Below are 17,062 nucleotides of genomic sequence, written 5' to 3' on the forward strand. Positions count from 1 at the left end.
TAATGCGGTACATAATAACAAAAGGCGGCATATGCCGCCTTTTTCTACTCAATGTGTTACTGTTGTGCAACCGTTACAGGTTTAGTTGCACCACGGTAATCAAACTCAAAACCAATACCTTGGTCTGTCACGTCCATCGTCATACCACCAACAAGCTCGCCTTGTAAGCTTTTGACAACATCATCCGGAACCGGCTCCCCAGTGATTGACGACGCACTCTCTAACACTTCCAAAATACGCTCTGAATCAAAATCAAAGCTGAACAAGCCATTTGGAGAAAGTGATTGCGCCATCACTTCTTTGCTTGCTTCCGCAGCACTATCACCACTGTAAAGGGTGAAATGGTTTTCGTTTAGACGAGCAAACACGTCCACCTTCATGCCAGTATGCATTTCTAATAGGTCACTGACATTAACAGGTTGGTTATCCGGTTGAATTTGCAATTGAGCAAGTTCAGGAACGAACATTTGCGCAGTTTGAATAAGCATCATTGGATCATTGGCAGAAAGAGACAACATACCATCTAGCTGGCTAAATACTTCACCATGCTGAGCATTAGTATCTACTTTGATATCAAACATTTGTAGGCTTAAGCCTTTGAGGCCGTTAACCATGCCTGACCCCATGCTTACAGCGGCTGCTGGATTCTGGCCGCCCATCTCTTGCTGCATTTGTGTCAATAAAGAGCATTGGTATTGAGGCTGGGTCAAGTCAGCCCAGATCTGACCAATCGATGGCGCTAGCGTATTGATGTCTAAACCAAGCGCCATACTAAAGAAACTCTTATCACTTTTAGACTCTGCCAATACACCACGAATCGACTTGAGCGCATCTAGAATCACTTTATTGTTGGACTCAACAACAAAAGAACCTTTAATGAACGCCTGATCGCCTTTCATCTTGTATTCTGCAAACGCGACGGACTGAGGCCAGTTTTCTGCAACTTGAGTAAGCTCAGTATGGCAGGCTGGTGAACGCATTTCCTCAATAGTTGGTTCAGGATCTATTGCATCCAACGTGCTAATTTGACGAGCAAACATATTGCCATCTTTCGTCGTCAAACCTTTAATCACTTCGCGATGATCAAAGTATCCAAAAGAGTTGTTGTTTTCACCGTATTTGGCTTGCAACGCCTCAAGACGTCCACTCTCAACAATATTTTGACTTGGTGCTTCAAGCCCTAATGCCATTTTAATCGGGTTTTGAACGCCCAGTTGCGGAACATCAACCGTTAACGTAAGCACGTTATCAACCACGGCTACAACCAAGCCAATACCGTCCTGCGGGTCAATTGAATCAGTCATCTCGTAACGACGATACTCGACTTCACCAAGCTTAACCAACTCATGCTTAGCGCCGCTCATCTGCTCTTCATGATCCAGTGTTTTCCATAACGCGGCAGGGTCTTCAATATCCACTTTGTACACCGGTACCATACCAATTGTGTACAACACAGGATTAATGTTTTCCCCGGTGCCCAAATAAGCTTTTAATGTTTCTGGCGACGCAGCACTCTCTAGGTACCCATCGAATAAGTTAACTGCAAACTGCTGTTGTGGAGACAGTGGTTCATCGGCAAAAAGTTCTGCAATCGAGCCTTGGTTCGCCGTACCGAATGCGTTCATGTATTTATAATGGTTAAAAGGTTCTGTCTGATACGTCACCATAAGTGAATCTGCAGGAACTTGCGTTAACAGTGAGCCTGCATCACTTGCGGTAGTATTGTTTTGGTACAGGTAGCCAGCGCCCCCTGCAGCTGCGACCACTGCTGTAGCCAATAGTAGTTTTTTCACGACCAACTCCGTTGTCATAGTTATGTGTTCCTAAACGAAATGTAACGCTTAGGTTTAAAGCCAATGAATAGTGCTTTATATCAACCGCTATCATAAACAAGTTATCGATGTAATGAATGTCGGTTTGATAAATTATCCAACATTTATAAGGCAAACCGTGAAGTAAGTTGAATTGCGTGCGGATGCTATTGGCAATATTCACAATCCAATTTCTCGGATAACCGCCTTAAAAATCATAATATTCAGTTAAATGAAGCGATTTGGAGTAATTACGACCAAAATCAGCAGTATATTAAATCTTTATTGAGTCTTTTATCTAATATCTGAAAACGCCTCACGACCTGACACTTCTTTCCAATTTGCCTCTGGCAGTCCCTACTCGTTTTCCTTACATTCCTACTAACTCAGTGACGAGACGTATACCAAATACGAGCAATAGAAGACGATGAAAGACCAGTTGACGATCTCTATATCAACTATCAATGGCTCAAGACATTGGTACTTCAGTAAAAGGATGCAACGCAACATAAAAACGTTTTTCGTTTTTTTTGTTGTTGCTCTGGCCGCGACCGTAATCTTAATTCATCACTTGTACACTCGCGTTGATAATGCAGCGTTAAAACAAGCTGAATTGACAGAGCATTCACGCACCATGGGTGAAGAACTCAGCACACTGAAAACACTTAAATCAGAGCTAGAAAATGACCTTTCAGAACGTGAAGAACGGGTACAACTTGTTTCGGAACGTTTGGGTGAATTAGAGAAAGTGCTTGGGGTTGGAGAACATACCTCGACAAATAACTTGGATGCTAGGCTCGATGCAGCGGCGATAACCTCAAACGTTCGCATGGTGTTATTAAACCAAATACCAAGTGGCTCTCCAGTCGGCAACGTACGGCTATCTTCCGGATTTGGTAAGCGTATCCATCCGGTGACAAAAGTTGCCAAGATGCATCGTGGGCTCGATTTTGCCGTAAATATCGGCACCAAAATTTATGCCCCTGCCGATGGGGTAGTGGAAGTCACCCGCCGCAGTAATAAAGGCTCTGGTAACTTCCTCAGGCTGCAACATTCTTTCGGTTTTTCGAGTTCTTATTCGCACTTGAAAGCGTTCAAAGTAAAAAGTGGTCAGTTCGTCAAAAAAGGGCAGCTGATTGCAATTTCCGGCAACAGTGGGCTCTCTTCTGGCCCTCACCTGCATTACGAGGTGCGATTTGTTGGGCGAGCACTGAATCCGAAACCATTTGTCGATTGGAGCCTTAATGATTTCGAAGACATTTTTACTAAGGAGCGAAGAATACGATGGGAATCTTTAATCAAAACAGTGGAACAACGAGTAGCTCAGCAGCTTCAACTCTCATCGCCAAAGGCTGTTCTCTTAGCGGAGAACTCAAAGTAGAAAACGATGTCCAGATTGATGGCATCGTCGATGGTCAAATTAACGTGGAAGGCACTCTCGTTGTCGCAGAAAGCGGGCGAGTAAACGGTGAAATTTACGCTAAACAGCTGATCATTAACGGCATGATGGACGGAAACTGTCACGCAGAACACATTCAAGTACTTGCCAAGGGACGCGTAAGCTGTAGGATCTGGAGCAATAACCTCAGCATTGAACCTGGTGGTAAATTCTTTGGTGAAGCAGCTGAATTACCTGAAAAAGAAGTGGTAACGCTCAAGGGTAAGGCTCAAGACAGTGCGAACACAAAAGAAAACAACACCAACAATGAAAAGCGACTTGCGCGTAAATCAGCATAAAACGCTTTGATTAAAGTGCTTAAAAAAGACGGCTTTCACGCCGTCTTTTTTATTACTATTGCCACGATTTTCGTCAGAAACTACGTGATTATTCGGCCGGATTTAAAACCATCACCGAGCGTTTTGCTTGTGGACCAAAAGCTGATTTTGCATGCGCTTTCACTTCATCTAACGTCACACTCTTAGCCACTTTCTCAACGTCAAGCAACACATCGACGCCGTAATCATGCACCAAATAACGAGTATATGCCCATGATCTCTGTGCTGGGTTGTCATCCAATCCTTGCATCGCGACTGCCAGTTGTTTCGCGGCCGTATCCACTTCTTTTTGGGTAATATTTGACGCTAAATCATCAAACACTTTGCCCAGTTTACTCTCTAAAAGTGCCACGTCTTCGGGCTCAACTTGAGACTCCAAGAGCCAATCAGAGATGGGTTCGCGATCTTGTGTCATGGTGTAAATGCTCGGGCTGTAATCAAGGCTAGACTCTTCTCGCACAATATCCAAAACACGCGCATTACTAATACGTTGCAAAATATCTTCGATAACCGTATCTCTTGCCGTACGTTGGTAATCGCTCGTATTAGTCAAACGCATTACATACAACGATGAAGGTTCATGCCCATCCGCAACCACAGTTCGCTCCGGCACTTCCGGGTTAAACGCAACGTGATAATCAATCGAACGACTCGGTTTCATTTCGATAGAGGCCACATACTTACGCAAAAGTGGTGTAATTTCTTCCGGCTCTACGTTTGCAACAATAACCATCTTAAAACCATCATTGGTTTTGAAAAGTTGCTCATGCACCGCTAGTACCTGCTCGGAAGTCACTTGTTCAACATCATCACTGGACACTATACGATGACGACTCCCCGGCAAATAAGAATTGCCGTTTGCTTTTTGAATCAGTTTTCCCATCGGTGATTCAAAAAAAGCGCCGCTCTGCTGTTTAAACTCTTGCTTCGCTGCTTCCATCTGGCGCTCGTCGACTTTAATCTCCGTCGCTAGGTTGTATAGTCCATTCAAAGCATCAGTTAGGTGCGTATTTGGCGCCGTAATTTGAGCTCCGTGACTGGTCGCATCAAGCATCGCGCCAAGCGCAATGTTGTTTTTGCGTAAGTAGCTATCTAGCTCTGAACCAGAAAATGTCCCTAACCCACTGCGTATTGCCGTTGTTGCTGCGATTTCATAAGCGGCATACAACGTCGGATCAACAGCGGCTTTACCACCTTGGCTCGCATAGTAAATATACGCTCGACCACCCGCTTTAGTATCTTTTTGGAACCACACTTCGATACCGTTTGATAGCGTATAGACTTGAAAACCACCCGCTTCCTGACGCATGCTCGTGATGCTGCCTTCCTGGGTAGGCTTTAAGAATCCATCCACTTTGTCATACATCTCTAACGGTTTTTCGCCAGTTTGAAGATAGGCACTGTTTAGAGCGGCAAATACACCATTGAACTGTTCTGACGTTTCGCTTTTCCCCAAACCAATAAAAAAGCTTGGCTGCTGAGATAACAAAGCCGTCAATTGTGTGTTAATGCTCTCTAAATTCTCGTTGTTGATGAATTCTGCCAAACTCTGGGCATAATTCTCTTTTGATTGGCTGACACTGTCTTGTCCAATTTGAAAAACACGTGCTTCTGCGTAACTGTTTGGCTTACGCTGACTCCAATCTGAATCAATATTTGCAAGTTCACCTTGCCAATTTGACATAACGCTATCTAACTCGGATTGAGTCGCACCATAATCTCTTAACGACGCCAAGGTACGAATGAAAGTCTGGTGCATTTGTTCGCGGCGATCTGGTGCAAACGAAATCCCTGCCGACATCATACGCTGATAGTTAGAGTAATAGGGCTCTGCATAAGCGTATTGAAAAGGTTCAGCGGCATCACTGAGTACACGGATCAAACGCTGTTGAATGAGTTGTGTTGCGACTTCATCACGCCACACTTCATGTTGTTGCTCAATCGTCGCGCTGCCACTTAGACCACGCTCAATCACTAAATGAAGACTTGGTGATTCCATCGTGTTACTTGGCAAGATTCTGTTTTCGTTGTTCACTCGAATATCACGGCGCTTCTCTATTACCGTATCCGAGGTACTTTCCCAGTTCGAGAACTTGCTTTTGATAATCTTGGACAGTGAATCTACGTCGATATTACCAGTCACAATCAACTCGGCATTTTGTGGCTGGTACCACTTGTCGTAAAACGCCTTTAACTTACTCGAGGAAGCGTTTTGAATCGCTTCGCGAGTACCAATTGGGTCATGCTCACCATACATAGTGCCTTCAATCGAGGCTTGGTAAGCATGCATAGAAAAGGACTTATCATCTGGATTAGCACGTCGCCATTCCCCAAGAATCACCCCTTTTTCTTTCTCTACTTGCTCAGGAGCAAACTCAAGTCCGTTACCGATATCTCTCATCCACTTCAGGGCATCTTCTAGCTTCGTATTATTCGCAAGGTCAAGTTGGTAAGACGTTTGCTGATAACTGGTAAAAGCGTTGATATCAGCGCCAAAGCTACCACCAGATTGCTCAAAAAGTTTGACAACGTCGTTACCGGTAAAATGCTCACTACCATTAAACGCCATATGCTCAACAAAGTGAGCGTAACCCTTTTGAGAAGATGTTTCTTGGAATGAGCCGATATTCATCACCAAACGGACCGAGACTTCTTGGTCTTCTGTTGGATAGAGATGGTATTTCATACCGTTCGATAACTGGTCCACGTGCCAGTTGGCGTCAGGTTGAATCGGCGTCGACTGTTGTATCAGAGCACACCCTGACACTAATAACGCGGGGACTAACAATATACTGCGCATAACGATTGCCCATAACAATGATTAAGCTAATCAATATATATCCGGTGCTATAACCTTCACATTTTTAATGGATTATCAGACACGCAAATGTGATAAAGATCACGATTTATTGAAATCAATTCTCATTTACAAAAATCGACAAATCCTTACTTTACAAATACATAAATAATATCGTTCCAAATTCTTTTGCTTATTTGGTGTAAAACTCAAATTCGCGACATGGAGTCAGTATTTATTTTGAGCAATAAAATATAATTATTGAACAGATTCGAATCTGACTTTCTGCTGCATATTCAACAGCGCAGAGAGCACTGATGAGAATAAAAACACAACAACTATTATTCAAAGATCTATTATTCGCTTTATGTTCAAAAATCTATCATTAAAAAACAAACTGGCAATCTCTGCCAGTGCCGCCATCATTCTAGGGGGAGTGCTGGTAGAGGGGCTGTCTTTTCGAGATTCATTAAATAGGCTCGATGTCGAAGTCGCACAGCGACTAGAAAGCACTAGCGCATCTTACAATCAATACGTAAAGGACTGGCTACTCTCTAAAGAGCGCGCACTAACTTCACTCTCTTCTGATTCAGAGAAACGTTCTCTGGTTACGCATTTGAAACAAGTCCGAGACTCTGGCGCGTTCGATAACGTTTTCCTCGCTTACCCGGACGGGTCACAAGACAACGCTAATGGGGTGGTTTTGCCACCAGGTAATAACGATCCTCGCAAGTGGGGCTGGTACACCAACGCCATTGCCAATCCATCGAAAGTCTTTATGGATAACCCGACCGTTGCTGCTGCAACTGGTGCGAATGTGGTGTCGCTCGGTAAAGCCCTGCAATTGCATGGTCAAACCGTCGTTCTGGGTGCTGACGTAGAGATCGGTGATATCCTGAACAGTCTGAACCAAGTGATCCTACCGGGTGAAGGTTATATGTTTATTGCCAATGAACAGGGCAATATTTTCACTCATAACAACGGTAAACTGCTGAATCAACCGGTTAGCAAGCTAGGCCTCAACAACAACGACATTACGTCTGCCGCACGTTCAGGTACAGAGCATCGCGTCTCTATTAACGGCACCGAATATGTGATTTACGCGCGCCACATAGAGGGTACCAAGCTCACAACAGTGACGGTGTTAGATCAAAACTCGTTGGTTGCCCCACTTTACGATGCTGTTTGGGATCAGATCATCGCAACCACCATCGTCGTCGTTATCTGCGTAGCTTTGTTTAATCTGCTATGTAACATCTTGTTCCGTCCGCTCTACAACGTTTCGAATGCGCTTGCACAAATCGCAAACGGTAGCGGCGACCTAACTCAACGCATCAAAGTAGAAAACCGTGACGAAGTTGGTGAGCTGGCTGAAAACTTCAACCAGTTCGTTGAAAGTTTGCAGCAACTTATTGGTCACATTCGTCACCAAGCGGAAGAACTGAGCCAACAATCGGAGCTGAGCACGAATCGCGCGAATCAATCGGTTTCCGATCTGAACCATCAGCAACAAGAAATCACGATGGTGGCGACCGCTGTGACTGAAATGGCATCGGCAACGCAAGAGATTGCAGCACATGCAGAGCAGACGGCTAAAGCCGCTCAAGACTCTTCAGCGAGCACACAAAATGGTCATGAGTTAGTGATCAACTCCAAGTCATCCATCAACAATTTGTCTTCTGAAGTCAACCAAGCGAGCGTTGTCATCGGCGAGCTCAACCAGCACGCGCAAGACATCTCAACCGTACTATCAACGATTCGAGACATCGCAGAACAAACCAACTTACTGGCTCTGAATGCGGCGATTGAAGCGGCGCGTGCAGGTGAACAAGGTCGCGGTTTTGCCGTTGTTGCAGACGAGGTTCGCGTGCTATCACAACGCACACACACCTCAACCGAAGAGATTCGCTCGACGATCGAGACCTTGCAGCAAACCACACAACGCGCTGTGACCATCATGGATACAAGCTCTCAGCTCGCGCAAGGTTCGGTGGAAGATGCAGATCGCGCAGCACTGGCTCTGGATGAAATCAACGCGGCCGTTGCGCTGATCAGCGATATGGCAACGCAAATCGCGACCGCCGCCGAAGAGCAAACGCACGTAACCAATGAAATCACGCAAAATGTCACGTCCATTAAAGATGTGACCGATCACTTGGTAGTTGGTGCCGAAGAATCGATGAATCAATCTGCTGAGCTGAAATCGCAAGCTGAGGATCTCAACTCGAAAGTGGCGACGTTTAAACTGGCTTAAACGCCACATTAAGGACGCTCTTAAAAACAACAAACCCCGCTAGCAACTTTGTTACTAGCGGGGTTTGTTTTTATGGATCGACGTTTTTATTGCAGATAGCTTTCCAAAGACGTAAACCTACACCGCCACACACATCGGCGTGCCTGAGATTGGGTCATTAAATACTCTCGCTTGTAAATCAAACACCGATGACAACATGCCTTCTGTCATTACCTCTTGCGGTGTTCCCTGCGTGACTAACTGACCTTTTTCCAACACCACCAAATGATCGCAGTAACGGCACGCTTGGTTTAGATCGTGCAGCACTACGACCACTGTTTTGCCTTTGTCGTTCATCTGCCTCATGAGTTTCATCAGCTCAACTTGGTGAGAGAGATCCAAGTAAGTGGTTGGCTCATCAAGCATCACTACGTCGGTATCTTGCGCCATTACCATCGCAATCCACGCTCTTTGCCTTTGACCGCCAGACAACGATTCAACTGGCTTGTCAGCAAACTCAATCACGCCAGTATCTTGCATTGCTTGCTCGACCAAGGCTTTGTCTTGTTGACTTAACCTGCCCCAATGAGAGAGATAAGGCGAGCGGCCATATTCGACCAGTTTTCTGACGGTAATACCTTCAGGACTGACAAGAATCTGCGGCAGCAAAGACAACGAACGCGCCAAGCGTTTATCACCGTAGCTGCTTAGTGGTTTGTCGTCATACAACACTTGGCCAGAAGCAGGTTTATTGATGCGTACCAAGGTTTTTAATAGTGTCGATTTACCGCAACCATTTGGACCAACTAGTGCGGTAATTTTACCTTGAGGAATCGACAAAGAGAGATCTGGAATGATGGTCTGTTTGCCGTACGCGACGGATAAGTTCTGCGTTCGTAACATGCTTACCAACCTCTGTAACGATACAAAAGAAAAATGAAATATGGTGCGCCAATAACAGATGTTAGCACTCCCGCTGGTAGCTCAATTGGCGGCTGTAAGCCTCTCGCTAAACCATCGGCGCAAATCACCAACAAAGCGCCAAGGGTTGCAGCGGCTGGAATCAACAACTTGTGGTTGTGGCCAAACAGCAAACGCGCAAGATGCGGCGCAAGCAGGCCAACAAAGCTGATCGTGCCTGCCACAGACACACTGATGCTCGCCAATAGCACGGCAGCAATCAGCGCAAGAATTTGGATCTGTCTTGGTTTCGTGCCAAGTGTAGTGGCGCTTTCTTCTCCCAGTCCCATAACATCTAGCCGCCAAGCCAGCCAAAACGCCAATGGCAGTAGCAGCAATAAAGCACTCCAAATAAACGGCACTTGTTGCCAGTTTCGTCCCCACAAACTGCCGGTTAGCCATACCATCGCCGTGTTGATTTCAATAGGGTGCACAATCAGAAGAAAATCGATACCGCTGGCTAAAAATGCGCTGACAGCAACACCAATCAGCGCCAAACGTGCTGGTGTTGGTTTCGACCAGTAAGCCAGCACAGCAATAAAGCCAGCAGCAAGCAAGCCTCCCGACATGGCGACCATCGGCAACATTGCCACTGGCGCATTCGGATACAGCACCAAACAAGCGGTAGCCGCCAGTCCTGCTCCGGCGCTTATCCCCATTAAATCTGGTGAGGCAAGTGGATTACGGATGACGCCTTGAACTAAAACGCCTGACAGCCCCAACCCAGCGCCCACGCCAATGGCGAGCAACATTCTCGGTAATCGATATTGGTGAATCACAAAGTCCGAGTCAGAGAAAGAAAACAGCAATGCAAAAACCTGTTGAGCCGACATGTTCGCCGCGCCAACAAACAGCGTGAGAGAAGACGCAATCAGCAACAATCCAACTAATGCAAACAGTTTGGTTTGATTCATCATGATGATTTCCTCATTGCAATCGCGATAAAGCAAGGTGTACCCAACAGCGCGGTAATCACGCCCACTGGCGTTTCAGCCGGAAAGGCAATCGCGCGTGATAAAGCATCTGACCACGTGACCAATGCCGCGCCACACAAGGCGGAAACCGGAATGAGAATGTGATAGTTGTGACCAACAATCGGGCGTACCAAGTGCGGCACTAACAACCCGACAAAGCCAATTGGTCCAGCAATCGCTACGCTAGTTCCTGCCAACAGCACAACCGCTAAACCACTGATTAATCGCGTAAGACGAATGTTACCACCCAACCCGACAGCAACTTCGTCCCCCAACGCGAGTAAATTTAAGTTTCGCGCTAAGCCCATGGCGAGCACCAAACCTAAAGTCGCAAAAGGCCACAGTTGCTGCCACTGCTCAGAATCTACCGCGGAGAGTGAACCCGTTAACCAATGCAACACGCTGTAAGCCATGTCATCCGCCAAAATTACCGACGCACGAGTTAACCCTATCAGCAGTGCACTGATGGCAATGCCCGCTAGCACTAAACGCAATGGGTGAGAACGCGCGGAAAAAAAACCGCCCAACAACATGGCCGCACCACCACTTAGTAGCGCGCCGAGTACTGCGTTGATGATTGGGTTCAATTGACTAAAGAATGGTACGCCGATGGACGCCAAGGCCATAAAACACGCCGCACCTGCATTAATGCCGAGAATGGATGGCGACGCCAAAGGGTTACGAGTCAATCCTTGCATCAGCACTCCGGATACCGCAAGCGAAGCGCCAATTAATAACCCAGCATAGGTACGAGGCGCACGCAGCGTCGCGAGGATTTGATGCAGCATATTGCCCTCATCAAACGCAAACCAATAGCTTGTCAGATCATTAACGCTCAAAGAAAAGTTGGACCAGCCAATCATTGAGGCTGCATAGCCTGAGAGCGTACACAACGCCATAGCACAGACAAACAAGCTCGCTTTCCAATGCGATTTGCTAACCGAAGACGCGCTTTCCGAGCTTATCGCCGAACTCATGAGCGCTCCAATAACGCTTCAAGATTGCGGGCAATTTCTTCCGCAGCCAACATGCCGCGATTTAACGACCACAGTTCAGGAGATACCTCAACAAGTTGCTGTTTTTTCGCAGCGGTTAGCAGCTTAAATAATGGGTTTTTGCGCCACTCATCCACAATATTTGGTTGAGAGTAAAGTCCAACTAACAACCAATCAGGGTTGGTTCTTAGTAAAAGTTCGAAACTGGTTGGGATATACGCTTTTTGCTCAGATGGAGCCAGCGGGCTTTGGATGCCCAGCGTACTCAAAACGCCCCCAGCGTAAGAAACCGGGCTATGCAGCCACATCCCTTTGTCAGAAACCACACCAAACTGAATGGTTTCTTGTGTCGCAAAATGCTGTTTGAACTCCGCCATTGTCTGTTTGTGCTGCTCAATTCGTTGTGTCATTTTCGCTTGCTTGCCAATCGCAACCCCGATTTTCTGTGCAGATTCGAGGTTTTCTTTATACGTCTCTCCACGGCTTTTTAACAGCAAGGTTGGCGCAATTCGCTGCAAATCTTGATAAATCGCGCGATGACGTTCGGCATCGGCAATGATCAAATCCGGCTTGAGCACCGCAATCGCCTCTAAACTCGGTTGTGAACGCATGCCGACCGATTGCCAAGGTTCAATCTTGGCGCGAACAGCAGGGATGACTCGTGTGGCATCGTTGTCATCGGCGACGCCTACAGGTGAGACATCGACTGCCGCTAATGCATCGACAAACGAAAATTCTAAAACCACAATACGTTGAGGTATCGCTTCTAGCTCAAAAGTGCCTTGCTCATCTTGCACGCTGCGCACCTGAGCACTTGCGGAAAATGACATAAAAACTGAGCTCAACAGCATCAGCAAAACGGTTGAAAAGTGTTTGATCGTAAATTGTTTTTTATTTTTCATCTTGCTTTTTTCCAGTGCTAAGTGTTTTCCAGTACCTAAGATCGGCAAAGTCGCCAAGGTAAATTGGCGACTTTTCTTTTCAAACTCGGTGAACGAAACGCTTAAAACTGATAGTTCAGATCCAGTGTGTAAGAGCGTCCCGGAGCTGGGTACCGACCAACTGGGCTGGTATCAATCCCACGGAAGTAATACTCCTCGTCAAACAAGTTGTTTACTGCAACATTCATGCGTAACTTGCCTTTGTCGTCTTTGTATAAATCCGTACCTAAGTTGAAGTTCCACACCATGTAAGACGGCACTTTGCCCGTTGCACCTGTTGCGTCTTCGGCACTGGTGTTGGCGTTATCGGTATACGAATCACTGAAGTAGAAGCCCGATAGCGTGGTGTCCATGCCGTAAAACGCGTAGGTCGCATCCCAACCAAGTTGATGTTTAGAGGTGTAAGGCAGCTGGTTACCTTTATTCGCACCCTCTTCTTCAAGCGTGGCATCGAGGTAGTTGTAACTTGCGCCCAAGCTCAGAGCAGGTAGAACTTCAGGCACGTAACGAGCAGAAAGTTCTAAACCTTGGTGAAGTGTTTTTCCGATGTTATCGAAGGTCTGCGTTGAGCTTTGCCATTGCAGTTGGTCTTCAAAATCGATGCGATAAAGTGCAGCGTTAAAACTGGTCGCATCTTGGGTGTAACGCGCGCCGACTTCGTAGTTCCAAGCCAGTTCGCTCCCTTCTTCACCCAAGCCTCGGATGTAGGCAATTTGTGGCGCACGAAGTGATTTTTGCGCGTTCGCATACGTCACCCACTGATCAGTTAAGTTGTATGCCACCGTCAAACCTGGCAACCATTCCGTCACGGTGTTGTCTGCTGTTTGTTTTTTACCACGATCGGTAAACGTCATTCGAACCGACTCAACACGCAACCCAGGCGTTACCTTCAATGTATCATTGAACAAACCAATTTCGTTGCTAACGTATCCAGCAAACGCGTCCGTATCTAGATGCCAATCACGCGGAACGCTGGTTGCACCACCGGCGATTGGAGTCTGAGTGAGTTTGTAGTCAATGTCTTCATTAACATAACGGGTACCCACGATCCAGTTTTGAGTAACGGATTTACCTTCGCCAAAGTACATCGCCATTTTTGGCTCTATACCATACACGGTAAATTCACGTGGAGAGGTACGAACGTCCGTCGCTGGCAGAGCCGGATCCGCCCAATGGCCACCCGCGCTGTTAAAGCCCCACTTGAAAAGACGCTCTGACTTATGGCCAAACGTTAGCACTTCTAGCTCGGCACTGTCGGCAAATGGCAAATCGTGGATGTACTTAACACTCCAGCGCGTCGACTTACCTTCATAATCATCGTAAGGACGTTTCGATTGGTGACGATCTTGCTCGTAATCTTGTGGCGAAAGTGCGCCCGGCATTTGCGTTTCAGCATCGTAACGTTGCAGGAATGCTTGAATCTCTTGAGTGTCACTCAGTAGCCACTGTGCTTTGGCTTGGAAGTTCTTCACGTCCGTATCGGAATGTTCACGGAAGCTTTCACCTTTTAGGAAGTTACCTTCCAACTGTAGTGCAAATGTGTCGCTTAACCAGCCGCCCGTGCGTAGGTAAAAATCATTCAGCGGCGCATCACCGCCATCAAACACGGTAAGGCGGTTACTGATTTCAGTTTGCCACGTGTGTGGAATCGGTTTGGTCACTAAGTTGATCACACCACCGACGTTGTTTGGGCCGTACTGTACTGCGGCACCACCGCGTACAATGTCAATACGATCAAGCATCGACAGTGTTGCTGGGAAGATAGACTGACCAGTGTGACCATATGGCGCAAGTGTTAGCGGTACACCATCCATCAAGAACTGAGCATGACCACTACGGCTTGCTTTCAAACCACGTACGGAAATGTTAGGCAATACGCCCGTTCCGCTTTCATCCTGAACTTTAATACCCGGCACGCGCTGTAGCGCGTTATCAATCGAGCCTGCGGCGGTTTTCTCGATTTGATCGCGGGTAATGACGGTACGAGCACCTGGGTACTCTTTGACGTCTTCAATTTCAGATTTACCAATCACGCTACCAGTGACAACGACGGTTTCCATCGCGGTAGTTTGTTCTTTTTTAGCAGGAGCGGCAACCGCGCTCATGGATGTGGCAGAAGCGATTGCAATCGCAAGCACACTGTAAGTGGTAGACAAACCAGCACGTACACGCACTTTACCATCCAAATTCTGGTAAGACATTAAGGTCTCCTTTGCGAGAAATTGAGCCTCGGGCAAAACATTTCCCGTAGGCTCTCGGGGCTAAAACATCCTCAATAAGAGGCAAAAAATCGGCTAACGTGCGCCAACTACGCACAACAAGCCTAGAACTGGTATCCGTAGCTAAGCATGAACTCGGCTGGTGCGCCGTAGCCAATCTGGTTTAGGCCAGACGTGCCGTTTGTTGCGCCAAGAATGTATTTCTCATCCAAAATGTTGTAAGCGTTCGCTTGGATCTTGTGACGACCAGTGGTGTACGCCGCCATCAAATCCACCGTTGTGTAATCGCCAAGTGCGACGGCTTCGTCGTTACCTGCGTAACGGTCGCCCACGTACTTCACACCACCGCCTAAACGCCAGTTGTCATCCAATTGGTAAGTGCTCCAAAGAGAGAACAAGTGGTCTGATACATCGTTCGGCTTTTTGCCTGTGGCTTTGTCTTCCGCATCTAAGTAGCTGTAACCAACAGAGATGTCCCACTGTTTGGTGATTTGACCGCGAGCCTCTAATTCAATACCTTGGTGACGCACTTCAATTTTATCGATCACATCGCCGTCCACGTTAGTTTGTGGTTGCTCTTGATCAATCTGGAACAGTGCCGCATTCAACATTAATGCGTTATCCAAAAGGTACGCTTTCGCACCCACCTCTTTTAAGTCGGTGTGGAAGAATTCCGCCAATTTTGGATTGATGTAGATACCAGCGTACGGTAACTGCCAAGAGCGCGCTAAACTGGCGTATACGGATGTGTCGGAATTGATGCGGTATACCAAACCAGCACGGTAGCTGACTTTGTCATCATCCAATTTTTCCTTATCTGAGCCCGCTTTTTGTTGTTCGAGTTCCATCGAGTCGTAACGCACGTTACCGATCAAAGAAAGGTCACCCCACGTATAGACATCTTGCACATACAAACCTGTCGTGGTGGTGGTATTGTCACGAAATGGCTTAAAGCCCGGATCAGGCGTTGGACCAACGACTGGGTCGTAGATATTTTGCGGAGGAAGCGTTTTGTCACTTGCCAACGTTAGGTCGATATCGATCTGGTTGAAATCTGCACCCACCATCAATTGATTGTCCCTGGTTTCCCAAACCAACTCAGATTGTAAAGTGGTCGTAGTACGTGGATCGTAACCAAAGTTGTTAACGGTTTGAGACACTTCATTACCCGTCACTTTGCCCTGACGCGTGCCTTTTTGCTCAAGTTCGATATGGTTGAACGCCGCTCGGTTGTTCCATACCCATTGATCATTCAGACGCCATTCGTAATCCACCGCAATACGGAGACTGTCTGACTCCTGATAGTCGTTTGTGCCGCCAAAGTAAGTGCTTACTGGCAAATCAACTGGCTTGCCATTTTTTGATGGCACACCACGATACGGCACTAGTTCTTGATGGGCGTATTCCACGTCAATATCAATGGTGTGACCTTCCGCTGGTAACACACGAATGGTCGGTGCAATGAAGAAATCGTTTGAATCAACATGATCAACGTACGAGTCGGCTTGACGGTATTCCAAGTTAATACGCCCGTTGACCTTATCTGTAAACGCCATTGAGCTGTCGACCTGACCAACATACTGGTTGTTGCTGCCTACACTACCGTTTACGTGAGTAAAATTCTCACCGTTAGCGCGTTTCGTCACCAAGTTGATGATGCCCCCAGCTGAACCACGGCCATACAAAGCACCCGCAGGGCCTTTCACAATTTCAACGCGTTCAACGTTCGCTAAGCTGCGGTAAGACTGCAACGTACCGTCATCTCGCAAGCCATCACGGTACATATCGTTGAGTGAATCAAAACCACGTATCATGAACTGATCGCGGCTGCCTTCGCCCAAGGTGTTATTGACCCCGGCTACCCCATCTAGCGCATCCACTAAGCGCACCGCGCCTCGGTCTTGCATTTCTGTTTTCGTTACTACGGATACCGCTTGTGGCACATCAAGCCATTCCACATCGGTTTTGGTGCCTGATTGAGGCATGTGTTCAGCATAACCTTCGTACTGATGCCCGAAGACTTGAATCGTTTCAGTTGCTGATGGGGTTGAGTTCGTCTCTTCTGAAGCCACTGCGCTTGGTGCTACTAATGAAGAACCAATCGCGACCGCCAAGGGGGTCAGGGTCAATAATTTATTCATTCCATAATTCCGTTTAGTTGTTATAAAGCCAACGGATGGAAATAAGAACAAATATTATTTCTATTTGCAATATTAATTTTATGCTCTATATTTATTTACCCTAAAAACACAACTAACAACAAAAAAACCAAATATCATAACAATAAATACTAAAACTTCTGCCCTCCGTCTCGAGAGAGGCACATTGGAAGACGACCGTGAGCGACTTTATCAAC

The 17,062-nt window shown here is 46.8% G+C and carries 11 protein-coding genes; 3 read left to right on the plus strand and 8 right to left on the minus strand.

Annotated features, from left to right (window positions below; translation table 11 throughout):
- Positions 1 to 56 precede the first annotated feature (56 nt).
- A complete protein-coding gene (locus R7Q39_RS01765) occupies positions 57 to 1,811 on the minus strand; it encodes a hypothetical protein (protein WP_206959510.1) in 1,755 nt (584 codons plus the stop codon).
- Positions 1,812 to 2,238: 427 nt separating this feature from the next.
- Here R7Q39_RS01765 and R7Q39_RS01770 point away from each other — a divergent pair, with 427 nt between their 5' ends.
- Together R7Q39_RS01770 and R7Q39_RS01775 are read left to right on the plus strand one after the other, a co-directional pair.
- Positions 2,239 to 3,192 carry a M23 family metallopeptidase gene (locus R7Q39_RS01770; RefSeq protein ID WP_005374721.1) on the plus strand — a complete coding sequence of 318 codons (954 nt, stop codon included), beginning with the start codon at positions 2,239 to 2,241 and terminating at the stop codon, positions 3,190 to 3,192.
- Complete coding sequence (locus R7Q39_RS01775) at positions 3,096 to 3,548, plus strand: polymer-forming cytoskeletal protein (protein WP_318075698.1); 453 nt, start codon at positions 3,096 to 3,098, stop codon at positions 3,546 to 3,548. Before R7Q39_RS01770 ends, R7Q39_RS01775 begins: the two co-directional genes overlap by 97 nt.
- A gap of 88 nt (positions 3,549 to 3,636) precedes the next feature.
- On the opposite strand, the gene R7Q39_RS01780 is transcribed toward R7Q39_RS01775, so the two are convergent.
- Positions 3,637 to 6,387, minus strand: a complete 2,751-nt coding sequence (locus R7Q39_RS01780; protein ID WP_318075699.1) for a M16 family metallopeptidase — start codon at positions 6,385 to 6,387, stop codon at positions 3,637 to 3,639.
- A gap of 364 nt (positions 6,388 to 6,751) precedes the next feature.
- Between R7Q39_RS01780 and R7Q39_RS01785 the strand changes: the two genes are divergently transcribed.
- Positions 6,752 to 8,638, plus strand: coding sequence for a methyl-accepting chemotaxis protein (locus R7Q39_RS01785; RefSeq protein WP_258497928.1), 1,887 nt, complete (start codon positions 6,752 to 6,754; stop codon positions 8,636 to 8,638).
- A gap of 117 nt (positions 8,639 to 8,755) precedes the next feature.
- Here R7Q39_RS01785 and fecE read toward each other — a convergent pair whose 3' ends face one another.
- From fecE to R7Q39_RS01815, 6 genes are all read right to left on the minus strand, one after another.
- Positions 8,756 to 9,520, minus strand: a complete 765-nt coding sequence (gene fecE / locus R7Q39_RS01790; protein WP_054700603.1) for a Fe(3+) dicitrate ABC transporter ATP-binding protein FecE — start codon at positions 9,518 to 9,520, stop codon at positions 8,756 to 8,758.
- 2 nt (positions 9,521 to 9,522) lie between these two features.
- Complete coding sequence (locus tag R7Q39_RS01795; protein ID WP_318075700.1) at positions 9,523 to 10,494, minus strand: FecCD family ABC transporter permease; 972 nt, start codon at positions 10,492 to 10,494, stop codon at positions 9,523 to 9,525.
- The gene (locus R7Q39_RS01800) at positions 10,491 to 11,450 is read right to left on the minus strand and encodes a FecCD family ABC transporter permease (protein ID WP_395221061.1); all 960 of its coding nucleotides are present in this window, start codon (positions 11,448 to 11,450) and stop codon (positions 10,491 to 10,493) included. The genes R7Q39_RS01795 and R7Q39_RS01800 overlap by 4 nt, the downstream gene beginning before the upstream one ends.
- A gap of 74 nt (positions 11,451 to 11,524) precedes the next feature.
- Positions 11,525 to 12,448: a Fe(3+) dicitrate ABC transporter substrate-binding protein FecB gene (locus R7Q39_RS01805; RefSeq protein WP_053308093.1), complete on the minus strand. Its 924-nt coding sequence runs from the start codon at positions 12,446 to 12,448 to the stop codon at positions 11,525 to 11,527.
- A 101-nt stretch (positions 12,449 to 12,549) separates the two neighbouring features.
- On the minus strand, positions 12,550 to 14,688 hold the full coding sequence (pvuA, locus tag R7Q39_RS01810) for a TonB-dependent siderophore vibrioferrin receptor PvuA (RefSeq protein ID WP_017634503.1): 2,139 nt from the start codon (positions 14,686 to 14,688) through the stop codon (positions 12,550 to 12,552).
- 122 nt (positions 14,689 to 14,810) lie between these two features.
- Complete coding sequence (locus tag R7Q39_RS01815) at positions 14,811 to 16,847, minus strand: TonB-dependent receptor (RefSeq protein WP_005383467.1); 2,037 nt, start codon at positions 16,845 to 16,847, stop codon at positions 14,811 to 14,813.
- Positions 16,848 to 17,062: the final 215 nt, after the last annotated feature.

Origin of the sequence: Vibrio sp. 947 (genome assembly GCF_033339115.1) — a bacterium.
Taxonomy (GTDB): Bacteria; Pseudomonadota; Gammaproteobacteria; order Enterobacterales; family Vibrionaceae; genus Vibrio; species Vibrio alginolyticus.

Excerpts from the sequence above, each read along its gene's own strand:
- R7Q39_RS01770 (WP_005374721.1), top strand. The coding sequence starts at position 2,239 with ATGAAAGACCAGTTGACGATCTCTATATCAACTATCAATGGCTCAAGA.
- R7Q39_RS01780 (WP_318075699.1), bottom strand. The coding sequence starts at position 6,387 with ATGCGCAGTATATTGTTAGTCCCCGCGTTATTAGTGTCAGGGTGTGCT.
- R7Q39_RS01800 (WP_395221061.1), bottom strand. The coding sequence starts at position 11,450 with ATGGCGTTGTGTACGCTCTCAGGCTATGCAGCCTCAATGATTGGCTGG.
- R7Q39_RS01765 (WP_206959510.1), bottom strand. The coding sequence starts at position 1,811 with ATGACAACGGAGTTGGTCGTGAAAAAACTACTATTGGCTACAGCAGTG.
- pvuA (WP_017634503.1), bottom strand. The coding sequence starts at position 14,688 with ATGTCTTACCAGAATTTGGATGGTAAAGTGCGTGTACGTGCTGGTTTG.
- R7Q39_RS01815 (WP_005383467.1), bottom strand. The coding sequence starts at position 16,847 with ATGAATAAATTATTGACCCTGACCCCCTTGGCGGTCGCGATTGGTTCT.
- R7Q39_RS01795 (WP_318075700.1), bottom strand. The coding sequence starts at position 10,494 with ATGATGAATCAAACCAAACTGTTTGCATTAGTTGGATTGTTGCTGATT.
- fecE (WP_054700603.1), bottom strand. The coding sequence starts at position 9,520 with ATGTTACGAACGCAGAACTTATCCGTCGCGTACGGCAAACAGACCATC.
- R7Q39_RS01805 (WP_053308093.1), bottom strand. The coding sequence starts at position 12,448 with ATGAAAAATAAAAAACAATTTACGATCAAACACTTTTCAACCGTTTTG.
- R7Q39_RS01785 (WP_258497928.1), top strand. The coding sequence starts at position 6,752 with ATGTTCAAAAATCTATCATTAAAAAACAAACTGGCAATCTCTGCCAGT.
- R7Q39_RS01775 (WP_318075698.1), top strand. The coding sequence starts at position 3,096 with ATGGGAATCTTTAATCAAAACAGTGGAACAACGAGTAGCTCAGCAGCT.